The organism is Acidimicrobiia bacterium (assembly GCA_036396535.1).
Taxonomy (GTDB): domain Bacteria; phylum Actinomycetota; class Acidimicrobiia; order Spongiisociales; family UBA5794; genus DASWKR01.
Genome location: DASWKR010000009.1, coordinates 1 through 12,149, shown reverse-complemented (window position 1 = coordinate 12,149; position 12,149 = coordinate 1). Strand labels below are relative to the sequence as shown.

Annotated in this window: 12 protein-coding genes; 11 read left to right on the top strand and 1 reads right to left on the bottom strand. The window is 67.8% G+C overall.

What is annotated here, in order from left to right:
* Positions 1-152: 152 nt before the first annotated feature.
* The gene (locus VGC47_01205; GenBank protein HEX9853918.1) at positions 153-1,331 is read left to right on the top strand and encodes an MFS transporter; all 1,179 of its coding nucleotides are present in this window, start codon (positions 153-155) and stop codon (positions 1,329-1,331) included.
* 1 nt (position 1,332) lies between these two features.
* On the opposite strand, the gene VGC47_01200 is transcribed toward VGC47_01205, so the two are convergent.
* Positions 1,333-2,082, bottom strand: coding sequence for a hypothetical protein (locus tag VGC47_01200; GenBank protein HEX9853917.1), 750 nt, complete (start codon positions 2,080-2,082; stop codon positions 1,333-1,335).
* A 184-nt stretch (positions 2,083-2,266) separates the two neighbouring features.
* On the opposite strand from VGC47_01200, the gene gabT reads away from it, so the two are divergent.
* The 10 genes from gabT to VGC47_01150 form a co-directional block, all read left to right on the top strand.
* Positions 2,267-3,643 carry a 4-aminobutyrate--2-oxoglutarate transaminase gene (gene gabT / locus VGC47_01195; GenBank protein HEX9853916.1) on the top strand — a complete coding sequence of 459 codons (1,377 nt, stop codon included), beginning with the start codon at positions 2,267-2,269 and terminating at the stop codon, positions 3,641-3,643.
* On the top strand, positions 3,640-5,079 hold the full coding sequence (locus VGC47_01190) for an NAD-dependent succinate-semialdehyde dehydrogenase (GenBank protein HEX9853915.1): 1,440 nt from the start codon (positions 3,640-3,642) through the stop codon (positions 5,077-5,079). Before gabT ends, VGC47_01190 begins: the two co-directional genes overlap by 4 nt.
* Positions 5,076-6,146 carry a C45 family peptidase gene (locus tag VGC47_01185; protein HEX9853914.1) on the top strand — a complete coding sequence of 357 codons (1,071 nt, stop codon included), beginning with the start codon at positions 5,076-5,078 and terminating at the stop codon, positions 6,144-6,146. The genes VGC47_01190 and VGC47_01185 overlap by 4 nt, the downstream gene beginning before the upstream one ends.
* The gene (locus VGC47_01180; protein HEX9853913.1) at positions 6,139-6,765 is read left to right on the top strand and encodes a GNAT family N-acetyltransferase; all 627 of its coding nucleotides are present in this window, start codon (positions 6,139-6,141) and stop codon (positions 6,763-6,765) included. The genes VGC47_01185 and VGC47_01180 overlap by 8 nt, the downstream gene beginning before the upstream one ends.
* Positions 6,766-6,804: 39 nt before the next feature.
* The gene (locus tag VGC47_01175) at positions 6,805-8,076 is read left to right on the top strand and encodes a spermidine/putrescine ABC transporter substrate-binding protein (GenBank protein ID HEX9853912.1); all 1,272 of its coding nucleotides are present in this window, start codon (positions 6,805-6,807) and stop codon (positions 8,074-8,076) included.
* Position 8,077: 1 nt separating this feature from the next.
* The gene (locus tag VGC47_01170; protein ID HEX9853911.1) at positions 8,078-9,190 is read left to right on the top strand and encodes an ABC transporter ATP-binding protein; all 1,113 of its coding nucleotides are present in this window, start codon (positions 8,078-8,080) and stop codon (positions 9,188-9,190) included.
* Positions 9,180-10,091 carry an ABC transporter permease gene (locus VGC47_01165; protein ID HEX9853910.1) on the top strand — a complete coding sequence of 304 codons (912 nt, stop codon included), beginning with the start codon at positions 9,180-9,182 and terminating at the stop codon, positions 10,089-10,091. Before VGC47_01170 ends, VGC47_01165 begins: the two co-directional genes overlap by 11 nt.
* Positions 10,091-10,906, top strand: coding sequence for an ABC transporter permease (locus VGC47_01160; GenBank protein HEX9853909.1), 816 nt, complete (start codon positions 10,091-10,093; stop codon positions 10,904-10,906). The genes VGC47_01165 and VGC47_01160 overlap by 1 nt, the downstream gene beginning before the upstream one ends.
* Positions 10,907-10,931: 25 nt before the next feature.
* Positions 10,932-11,699, top strand: coding sequence for a hypothetical protein (locus VGC47_01155; GenBank protein ID HEX9853908.1), 768 nt, complete (start codon positions 10,932-10,934; stop codon positions 11,697-11,699).
* 85 nt (positions 11,700-11,784) lie between these two features.
* A partial coding sequence (locus tag VGC47_01150) for a TetR/AcrR family transcriptional regulator (protein ID HEX9853907.1) occupies positions 11,785-12,149 on the top strand: 365 nt, incomplete at its 3' end.

Genomic DNA, 12,149 nt, shown 5'->3' with positions numbered 1-12,149 from the left:
AAGGCGGGGATCGCGACGTACCGGGGACCCTACGGGCTGCTCACGGTGGTGTTCCTCGCGAGTTGAAGAGCTCCCTCGGCGCCGCTTCGGGGTTGCCCCACCCCGACGTTCCCTGCCACGCCGCCTTCCCGGTGCTCTCCTAGCCTCTGGCGATGCTCTCGTCACAGGTGAATCGGTCGGGCGAACCGTCGGTGTTCGACCAGGTGGTGTTGCACGTCACGGTGATGTTCGCCACGATCGGCCTCGGCGTCATCCTCGCCTTGCTGGCGGAGCTCCAAGCTGCGATCGGATTCGAGAGTGCCTCTCTCGGCCTGGTGGCGGGCTCCAGCTTCCTCTTCGCCTTCCTGTCGTACTTGACGATCGCGCGGTTGGCGGACAGGGGCCATGCGAAGGCGATGCTCGTCGCAGGAACCGCGGTGGCCGCCGTCGCCCTCCTGGCGGCCGCCTACGCGACCAGCTTGGCGGCACTCGTCGCCGCCAGGGCGCTCCTCGGCGTCGCCGAGGGAGCGATCATCCCAGCCGCGAGGCGCATCGTGCTCGATTGGGCGCCCGATCGGCCGGGAGCCGTCCTCGGCAGGATCCTGTCGGCGTCCGTCGCCGGCTTCGTCGCCGGGCCGGCGCTCGGGGCGGTGCTTGCCGCACCCTTCGGCTTGCGGGCCCCGTTCGTCGTGCCTGCCCTGGTGCTCGTGGCGGCCCTCCCGGTCATCGGGCGCCTGGCGGTGCCCGCGATCACCGGCCGCGGCGAGCATGCACCGGCCTCCAGGTGGTTCGCCCGCCCGGTGGTCCTCGGTGGGCTGTTGTTCGGAGTGCTCGACTTCGCGACGTTCGGGGCGCTGGACAGCGTGTGGGCCCGGCTGCTCACCGACGTCGGCGCTTCGACCACTTTCATCGGCGTGAGCCTCACGCTCACGGTGCTGCCGATGGTGCCGGCCGCATCCTGGTTCGGACGGTTGGTCGACGGGCGAGGTCCCGGTCCGGTCTCACTCATCGGGATCGTCCTCATCGTCCCGGCGGTGATGACGTACGCGACGTCATCGAGCAAGGTCGTGATCGCGGCGGGAGGCCTCCTCCACGGCATCGGGTCCGCCGCCCTGGCACCTGCGGCGGCGGCCATGGTGGCGGCCGGCAGCCCGCGCCGGCACCTGGCACGGGGCCAGGGGCTGCTCGAGGCGTCCGGGTATCTGGCGGCGGCCCTCGCCGCGCTGCCCGCTGGGTGGGTGTATGCCAGGGCCGGCAAGTTCACGCTCTTCGCCACCCTCGCCGCCGTCGCCGCGGCCCTCTACGCAACGGCGTGGCTCATCGCGAGCAGAGAACGCCAGGTCGGTGGCTGAATCAGCCTTCCATCGACTCGAATCCCGACGGTGGGGGCGGCGCCTCGACTTGCGAGAGCGCATCGTGAGGGATCGACGTCCTCCGCTTCGCCATCGCCAAGCCGAGGCCCCCGAGGATGATCACACCGAGGGCCGCCAGTCCGACGACCAGCCACGGGAAGCCGCTCTCCGAGAATGAGGTCGTTGCCCGGATGTCGACCCCTTCGCGCAGGTCGATCGCCCAGCGCATCCGGCCGTCGATGGTGTCGTCGGCGTTCGACTCGACGATGCGTCCCGGAAGCGTGACGTAGACGTTGCCTGACAACACCTGCTCGATGCTCGCCAGGTCAGACGGGCTGCCTGCCCCCGTGTCCGGGATCGGCGAAGGCGCACTGGCGACGATGCTCGCGCCGTCGGTGCCGATCGTGATGTCGAACTCGTCGAATGCCGAACCGCCCTCTTGCGTCGCCTGCTCTCGGATGATCACCTCCAGGTCCTCGACGCTCGAGAACGGGCGCGTCAATGAGTAGAAGGTCATGTCGCCCTCGACGCGCTGGTCGAGGGCATCGAGATTGGTGAGGTCTAGTTGCCCGATCGAGCCGACGAAGCCTTCGGCGCTTCCGAGGTAGGACTGCACCTCTTCGTCCATGCCGAGCTCGATCGTGAACTGGCCCGAGCCGTCCTCGCTCACGTCGACGATGGCGTTCGCCTCGGCGCGGCACGCCACGGTGAGCAGGGCCAGGGCGATCGCGACGCGCCAGAGCCTCGTCATGTGATCAACCTCTCCGCCTCGGGCCCGCCGATGGTAGCGGCGGTCGGGAGCTCTCCCGTTCCTGCGTACGCCTGACGCGCATATGCGATGCGCGGACGCCGGAACGGGAGGGGGACTCCCGTTGCCGAGGTTCCCGCCGCAGGCGATACTTGAACGGTGCATCAAAGTTCGGCTTGGAGGCGACATGACGGCCACCGTTGACCATCGCAGCGGAGCGATCGAGCTGGTCACCGAGATCCCAGGGCCCCGCTCGCGGGAGATCATCGCCCGGCGGGAGGCGGCCACGACCGCCGCCGCCGCCAAGCTGACGCCGATCGCCGTCGCCCGGGCACACGGGTCGGTCGTCGAGGACGTCGACGGCAACAGGCTCATCGATCTGGCAGGAGGAATCGGGGCGCTCGCCGTCGGCCACGCTCCGGAGCGAGTGGTCGCCGCCATCGAGGGACAGGTGCGCGACTTCATCCACATGTGCGCCATCGTCGCCAGCTACGAGCCGTTCGTGGAGGTCGCCGAGCGCCTCAACGCCATCACCCCCGGCGACTTCGCCAAGAAGACGTTCATCACGAACACCGGCGCCGAGGCCGTCGAGGCGGCCGTGAAGATCTCCAGGGTGCACACCGGGCGCCAGGCGGTCGTCGTCTTCGAGGGGGCGTACCACGGCCGCAGCAACCTCACGATGGCGATGACCAGCAAGTACGGCCTCTTCAAGAAGGGCTTCGGGCCGTTCGCCCCCGAGGTGTACCGGCTGCCGTTCCCCAACGTGTACCGCAAGCCCGACCAGATGACGGCCGACGAGTTCGTCGACTACCACGTGGCGCTGCTCGATCACGAGTTCGTCGCCCAGGTCGACCCCGCCCACGTCGCCTGCGTCGTCATCGAGCCGGTCCAGGGAGAAGGCGGCTTCCTTCCCGTACCTGCCAGGTTCATGCAGAAGCTCCGCGAGATCTGCGATGCGAACGGCATCGTCCTGGTTGCGGACGAGGTTCAGTCCGGGTTCGGGAGGACGGGAACTCTGTTCGCCATCGAGCAGCTCGGCGTGGTACCCGACCTCGTGTGCACCGCCAAGTCGCTCGCCGCAGGTATGCCCCTCTCGGCAGTCACCGGTCGGGCGGAGATGATGGACGCCCCGCACGTCGGGGGCCTCGGCGGCACCTACAGCGGCAACCCGCTCGCCTGCGTCGCTGCCCGCGAGTCGATCGACATGATCACCGCCCCGGGGTTCCTGGCGAGGTCGGCCGAGGTCGGGAAGCGTATCCGGGATCACCTCGACCGAATCCAGGCGGACAACGCCGGCATGGTCGGCGACGTCCGCGGCATGGGCTCGATGCTGGCGATCGAGCTCGTCGCCGATCCCCAATCCAAGACGCCGGACATGGACTCGACGATTCGTGTCGTCGCCGAGACCCTCGCCAGAGGTGTCATCACGATCAGGGCCGGCCTCTACAGCAACTGCGTGCGGTTCCTGCCGCCCTTGACGATCAGCGACGATGAGATCGACGAGGCGATGGCTGTCGTGGCGGAAGCCGTGGCCGTCGCCGCATCCGCCAGGGAGGCCTCATGAGCATCTTCAAGCAATACATCGGGGGGGAGTGGCGGGACGCCGTCGGGGGAGGCACATGGGACCTCGTGAACCCTGCGACCGAGCTCGTCGTGCAGCCGATCCCCTTCGGCGGCGCCGAGGACGTGAAGCTCGCCGTCGATGCTGCCGCCGATGCGTTCCCGTCGTGGTCGAAGGCGACGCCATACGAGAGGTCGGACGTCCTCATGGCCGCGGCGGACGTCATCGCCGAGCGCGCCGACGACTACGCCAAGGTGACGACCGAGGAGTCCGGCAAGCCCTTGACCGAAGCGCTCGCCGAGTGGCGCGGCGCCCCGAACTACATCCGCTGGGCGGCCGAGGAGAGCAAGAGGGTGTACGGGCGGACGATCCCGCCTCGGGCCGCCAACCGGCGGATCGAGGTGAGCTACAGCCCGCTCGGCGTCGTCGGGTCGATCACCGCGTGGAACTTCCCCGTGTACAACGTCAATCGGGTGTGGAGCTCGGCCCTCGCCGCCGGATGCACCGTGGTCAGCCGGCCGTCTGAGTTCACGCCGCGCTCGGCGATGCTCCTCGCAGAGGCGATGCACGAAGCGGGTCTGCCTCCGGGCGTGGCGAACGTCGTGAACGGCGACCCGGAGACGATGGGCCAGGCGATGCTCGACGACTCGCGAGTGCGAAAGATCCAGTTCACCGGGAGCACCAGGGTTGGCAAGCTCCTCCTCGAAGGATCCGGCAGGACCGTGACGAAGCTGTCGCTCGAGCTCGGCGGCAACGCCCCGGTGATCATCTTCGCCGATGCGGGCGACATCGCAGGGCTCGCCAAGCACGCCGTCAACGCCAAGTACCGCAACTCCGGGCAGGTGTGCGTCTCGCCGCAGCGCTTCTACGTGCAGCGCTCCGTAGTCGAGGAGTTCACGGCCGCAGCGGTCGATGCCGCCAAGGCACACCGCCTCGGCAACGGGCTCGAAGAGGGCACGACTCTCGGGCCGCTCATCAACGCCAGGCAACTCGAAAGGGTCGAGCGGATCGTCGCCGAGACGGTCGAGGACGGCGCAACGCTCCTGTGCGGCGGCAAGCGGGCGGCGACGGACCGCGGCTTCTTCTTCGAAGCGACGGTCATCGCCGACGTGAAGCCGGGATCGCCGCTCCACGAAGAGGAGGTGTTCGGCCCGGTGCTGCCGATCATCCCGTTCGACGATGGCGCCGACGCCGTTGCCATGGCCAACGCCACCGAGTACGGCCTGGCGGCGTACGTCCACACCAACGACCTGGTGACCGCCTTGCGGGTGTCGGAGGACCTCGAGTACGGCCTCGTCGCCATCAACGACTGGGTCGTTGCCGCCCCGGAGGCTCCCTTCGGGGGCGTGAAGCAGTCCGGCGTCGGCAGGGAGAGCGGGCCCGAGGGCCTCCACGAGTATCTCGAGGCCAAGACCAGGTATTTCGGGGGCATCGGGTGACGATCCGGGTCGCGATCCTCGAGGGAACCCCGGCCGGTGTCGGGTTGGCTCACGGATCTGCGTACGGGGGCGAGATCCGGGAGTACGCCGCCGAACGGGTGAGGCTGGCGGGCTCCGGGCTGTGGTCCGGTTCGGCGGCAGCGCGTGACACCATCCTCGAGTTGGCGTCGGCCTGCCTTCCTGCCCATGAGGAGTATGCACCCGACCTGTACGAGGAGATGGTTGCGCTCGCGGACGCCGCACACCTCACGCCGGAGGAGGCTCTCGTCGTCGGGGGATTCACCGACTTCGTGGATGTGGTGCGGGCCTCCGGCGAGGAAGCGCCGTACGAGGACACGTGCACCGCCGTCATCGTTCCCGACCACGCAGCCGACGGTGCCGGCTTCCTGGCGCAAACCTGGGACATGCACGCCACCGCGACGCCGCACATCGTCATGCTCGATCTGCGGCCGGAAGGCTCGCCGGCGGCCCTCGTGTTCACGACGGTCGGCTGCCTGGGCCAGATCGGCATGAACGACGCGGGCGTCGCGGTCGGGATCAACAACCTGACGGCGTCGAACGGGACGCCCGGGGTCACGTGGCCGTTCGTCGTGCGCAAGGCGCTGCAGGCGCCGAGCGCAGAGGCGGCGCTCGACTCGATCATGTCGGCGCAGTTGGCCGGCGCCCACAACTACCTCGTCTTCGACGCCTCGGGCGAGGGCTTCGACGTCGAGGCGATGCCGGGCCATTGCGCCGTGACGGCGCTCGGGCAGGAGGTCTTGGCTCACACGAACCATTGCCTCGTCGACTCGGCTCGCCGCATCGAGGAGGCGCGGCCTCCGGAGCTGCAAGCCTCGTCTGAGGCGAGGCTGATGCGGGCCACGGAGCTGACGAAGGAGTGGCCGATCACGGCAGAGTCGTTGATGGCGCTCACGCGCGATCCGGAGGCCGTTTGCCAGCGGCCCCGACCGCCGTACCACGTCGAGTCGTGCGGCGCAGCAGTGATGCGGCCTGCAACCGGGGACTTCTGGGCGGTGTGGGGCATCCCGGCGGACAACGACTACGAGCACTTCACGGTCCATGGTTGACCTGGTCTACACCAACCTCCGCCCTGAGCACGTCCCGCAGCTCACCCAGCTCGAGCTGACGTGCTTCCCGAATGCCGATCCCACCGAGCTTCTCGGCGACGTCGAGTGGGGGGCATACGCCGGGACGTTCCCCGAGGGCGTCTTCGTCGTGCTCGACGGGCCGGCCGTCGTCGGTGCGGGCGCCGGCATCCTGCTCGACTTCGACTTCGACGATCCTCAGCACTCGATCGTCGGGATCACGGGCGAGAACCAGTGCGGCAACCACGACCCGGAAGGCGCCTGGTACTACGGGACCGACATCACGGTGCACCCCGAGTACCGCAGGCGCGGGATAGGCCGTCGTCTCTACGATATGCGCAAGGAGTTGGTGCAGCGGCTGGGAAAGCGAGGCATCATCGCAGGCGGGCACATCCCTGGCTTTGCGGAGCACAAGGCCACGATGTCCGCCGCCGACTATGTCGGCAAGGTCGTGGCAGGTGAGCTCTATGACTCGACGCTCTCATTTCAGATCGAGAACGGCTTCGAGGTCCGGGGGGTTTTGGCGGATTACATGCATGACGAGGGGACCGACGGATGGTCGGCACTCATCGTGTGGGAGAACCCGCAGTACGAGCAGTGAGGACGAGCCGGCTGAGGCCGGATGAGCGGACAGGGAGGCATGGCTGTGACCCCCAAGAGGCAGGCAATCAGGCGCGGATCACTCGACGCCCTGGCGGCAGCGGGGAAGATCCGGGGCATCGACAGGCGGGAGTTCCTCAGGCAGATCGGAGCCGGGGCGGTCCTCCTGGGTGGAGGGTCTCTGCTGGCGGCGTGCGGCGTCGGAGGATCGGGAGCGACCACGACGCAGGCCGGCGGGACCGGCACGACGGCGGCGCAGGGCGAGCCGACCGAACTGAACTTCGCCAACTGGCCGTTCTACATCGACTCGACGGACGAGGGGTACTTCGAGACGACATCCCTCGCCGACTTCGAGGCGGAGACCGGGATCGCGATCAACTACATCGAGGAGATCAACGACAACGACGAGTTCTACGGCAAGGTGCAGGCCCCGCTCAGCCAGGGCCAAGACATCCAGCGCGACATCGCGGTGCTGACGGACTGGATGGCCGCCCGGTTCATCACGAGGGGCTTCGTCGAGGAGATCGACAAGTCGAACGTCCCGAACGCCTCGAATCTCGTCGCAGCCCTGCAGAGCCCGACCTTCGACCCCGATCGCACGTACACGCTTCCATGGCAGTCCGGGCTCACCGCCCTGGGCTACGACCCAAACATGACCGGCCGGGAGCTCACTTCCATCAACGACATCTTCGACCCGGCATTCGCAGGCAAGGTCACGATGCTCACCGAGATGCGCGACACCCTCGGACTGGTCATGCTCGGCCTCGGGCTCGATCCGACTCAGGCCACCGTCGACGATGCGGTTGCGGCCACGCAGAAGATCCAGGAGGCGGTCGACTCCGGCCAGATCCGGTCGTTCACGGGCAACGAGTACACCGTCGACCTGGCGAGTGGCGACGCCTGGGTCTCGTTCGCATGGTCAGGGGACGTCATCCAGCTCCAGGCGGACAACCCGGACCTCCAGTTCCTCATCCCGGAGGAGGGCCTGATGCTGTGGTCGGACAACATGCTCATCCCGAAGGGCGCCAGGAACAAGCTGGCGGCCGAGATGTGGATGAACTATGCGTACGACCCGCGCGTGGCGGCCAAGATCGAGAGCTGGGTGAACTACATCTGTCCCGTTCAGGGGGCCAAGGAGGCGATCGTCGAGCTCGGAGAGGAGCTGGGAGACGACGAGCTGGCGGCGCTGGCGGACGATCCGCTCATCTTCCCGGACGAGGCAACCCTCTCGAGGACGAATGTCTTCAAGGGGCTCGCGGAGGAGGAAGAGACCGAGTTCAACGAGCTGTTCCAGGCCGTGATCGGCGCATGAGGTGACCGCAGCACCGGAGCGCATCTCGCCGGCCACGGCCGTCGAGCCCGCCGCCGTCGAGCTGATCAACGTGACCAAGCTCTTCGGCGACGCGCCGGCCGTCGACGACCTGACGTTGACGATCGACGAGAACCGGTTCTTCGCCCTCCTCGGGCCGTCCGGTTGCGGGAAGACCACGACGCTGAGGATGGTCGGAGGCTTCGAGGAGCCGACGTCCGGGGAGATCCGCCTCCACGGCGAGCCGGTCGTCGGGCTGAAGCCGTACAAGCGGCCCGTGAACACGGTGTTCCAGAGCTATGCCCTCTTCCCGCACCTCTCGATCTTCGAGAACGTCGCCTTCGGGCTGAGGCGGCGCGGGGTGGAGAAGGGCGACATCGGGAGGCGTGTCGACGACATGCTCGAGCTCGTCCAGCTCCCCGGCATGTCGAAGCGCAAGCCGACCCAGCTCTCCGGCGGTCAGCGCCAGCGGGTCGCCCTGGCGAGGGCGCTCATCAACCACCCTCGGGTGCTGTTGCTCGACGAGCCGCTCGGTGCTCTCGACCTGAAGCTCCGCAAGGAGATGCAGATCGAGCTGAAGAGGATCCAGAACGAGGTCGGGATCACCTTCGTCCACGTCACCCACGACCAGGAGGAGGCCATGACGATGGCCGACACGATCGCGGTGATGAGTCATGGGAGGATCCGCAGGCTCGGTTCACCGACCGAGATCTACGACGATCCCCGGTCGGCCTTCGTCGCCGGGTTCCTCGGGGCGTCGAACATGCTGGCTGGGACGGTGGGCGGGAACGACGAGGTGGCCCTCGCCGACGGCACCCGGCTGCACGTGGCGTCGGGGCACGGACGCCGCCCCGGCGACGCCCTCAGGATCGGCGTGCGGCCCGAGAAGGTCGGGGTGTTCGAACCCGGCACAGCCGGGCTGCCGGCCAACGTGGTCGAAGGCACCGTGACCGACGCCTCGTTCATCGGCGTGAGCACCCACTACATCATCCATTCCGTGCTGGGCGCCGACATCTCGGCCGTCGTGCAGAACGTAGGTGGCTCGTCGTTCCGGCCCGGAGACAGGGTTGCGCTCGGCTGGAATCCGGAGCACTCCTTCGTGGTCGATGACGACTGAAGCGGCGCGGCGGCCTCCCGGCTGGGCACGGTGGATTCGCGCCAAGCTGGGCCGGCGCGCCGTCCCGTACCTGCTCCTCATCCCCGGCGGCCTGTGGCTGCTCGCCTTCTACGTCATCCCGGTCGCCCAGCTCGCCGGCGTCTCGCTCCAGGAGCCGCTCCAGGCGGGCAACCCCCAGGCCGGCTACGAGCTGACCTGGCGCTGGGCGAACTACTCGGATGCCTTCAGCGACTTCAGCGGACAGTTCTACCGTTCGTTCCTCTACGCCGGCGTGGCGACCATTGCCGCCCTCCTCATCGCATACCCGCTGGCGTACGCCATCGCCTTCAGAGGGGGCCGTTACAAGAACCTGCTCCTCGTCCTGGTGCTCATGCCTTTCCTGACGCCGTTCCTGCTGAGGACGCTTGCCTGGAAGGTGATCCTCGCCGACTCGGGCTGGGTCGTGGAGGGGATGCAATCGATCGGGCTGCTCCCCAGCAACGGGAGGCTGCTCGCCACCGGGTGGGCCGTGATCGCAGGCATCACCTACAACTTCCTCGCCTTCATGACGCTGCCGCTGTACGTGTCGCTCGAGAAGATCGACCCGTCCCTCATCGAGGCGGCCAACGACCTGTACGCCAGCCCGGCGACCGCCTTCCGGAAGGTCACCTTGCCTCTGTCGATGCCCGGCGTCGTTGCCGGCACCCTGCTCACGTTCATCCCGGCTGCCGGCGACTACATCAATGCCCAGCTGCTCGGCAACCCGCAGCAGTTCATGATCGGCAACGTCATCGACAGCAGGTTCCTGCGCGTCCTCGACTACCCGACGGCCGCCGCGCTGTCGTTCACGCTGATGCTCGTCATCCTGGCGCTCATCATTCCCTACGTGCGCGCCGCCGGCACTGAGGAACTGGTGGCGTGATGACGGCTCGATCATCACGCGGTCCGGGACGCATCAGGACGGTCGTGAGGCGCAGGGTCCTCCCGCTCTATGCCGCGCTGGCGTTGGCATACCTCTTCCTGCCAGTCGCCGTCGTCATCCTGTTCTCCTTCAACGACAACCAGGGCAGGTTCAACTTCACGTGGCAGGGATTCACGCTGAAGCACTGGGCGGGTGCCTTCGACGTACCGGCCATCTTCGACTCGCTCCTCGTCAGCCTGCGCATCGCCTTCTTCGCAGCGCTGGCGGCGACGATCCTCGGCACGCTCATCGCCCTGGCTCTCGTTCGCTACTACTTCAGGGGGAGGTCGACCACGAATCTCCTGCTGTTCCTCCCCATGGCGACACCTGAGGTCGTGCTCGGCTCCTCGCTGCTCGCCTTCTTCCTCACGCTGCGGGTGGCGACCGGGTTCTGGACGATCGTCATCGCCCACATCATGTTCAACATCTCGTATGTCGTCGTCACGGTGAAAGCCCGTCTCACCGGGTTCGACAGGCACCTCGAGGAGGCCGCCATGGATCTGTACGCCAACGAGTGGCAGACGTTTCGCAAGGTGACGCTCCCGATGATCATGCCGGGCGTCTTCGCGGCCTTCCTCCTCGGCTTCGCGCTGTCATTCGACGACTTCATCATCACGAACTTCAACTCGGGGGCGACCGTGACCTTCCCGCTGTACATCTGGGGCGCCGCCCGGGTCGGAGTGCCGCCGCAGGTGAACGTGTTCGGAACGGCCATCTTCGTGATCACCGTGTCGCTCATGTTCGTGAACCTGTGGGCGCAGCGCCGTAGGGCTTGATCACAGCCGGACGTACCATCGCGTCGTGAGCGATCTGCACAGGGCCTTCGTCGACGCCTTCGAGCCCTACGTGCGAGAACGGGTGGCGGAAGTCCTCGGCGACATCGACGTCGCCGGGCTCGACGAAGCGATCGCATCGGGCCGGCACCGGCTCGACGAGGAATTGGCGAGGCTGCTCGCCGAAGAGCCAGCAGAGCAGCGGTCGTCGCCGTTGCAGCTCTTCCAGGCGGCCATAGAGGTTCCCACCACGGTGCTGCGGCACGCCGGCGTCCCGCCCACCGAACGCGACCCGGCGGCCGAGGCGGCCCTGCCCGGCGACGTCTACGACTTGGCGCCCGCCTCCTCGCGATCGCTGGGCGACGACGCCTGGCACGCCCACGTCTCGTGGGGGATCGCCAAGGCCGAGGCGGTGGCCGGGATGGTTCTAGTCACGTCCCCGGCAGGGTCCGTGTCGGCCGTGGCCGCCATCGTCTCCGTGGATCTGATGGATCGCTCGAAGTTCGAGGCGGCCGCCCGGGAGGCCGGTTACGACCTGGTCGTGTGGCGCAACCCCGGCGCGGTCGAGTCCGGGATCCGCCAGCGGCGCCCTGCCGTGGTCTTCGTCGATCTCGGCCATCGCGCCGCGGACGAGGTGCTGCGCCTCCTGGTTGGTGCCTCCGCCAGGGTGATCGCCTACGGCCCGCACGTTGACGACATCGGGCTGGCGCGGGCCCGCTCTCTCGGTGCAGATGAGGCCGTCCCGAGATCGAGGCTGTTCACCAAGCTGACGCGCTACTTCCCCTCGTTGGCGTGAACGTGCTTGACACGGTTGCGGCCACTCGTCACAATATCGGTCGATCGACCGAACAAGCGGACACCGAGAGGCCGGAGGAGAGGGAATGACCACCGGAGTCGAGCTCGAGACCCGAGAACGGATCCTGGCGGCCGCCAAGGAGGCGCTCCTCGAGATCGGCTTCGCCCAGCTCTCGACCCGCAAGATCGCCGAGATCGCCGGGGTGCCGCTCAGCCAGATCCACTATCACTTCGGCTCGAAGCAGAGACTCCTGCTCGACGTGCTCGACGAGGAGAACAAGAAGCTGCTGCAGCGCCAGGCCGCCATGTACGGGAGCGAGATGCCCCTCTGGAAGCAGTGGGAGCAGGCGTGCGACTTCTTGGAGGACGATCTCCGCTCCGGCTACGTCAGGGTCCTCCACGAGATGGCGGCCGCCGGGTGGTCGGACGGCGAGATCGCCACCGCGGTCCG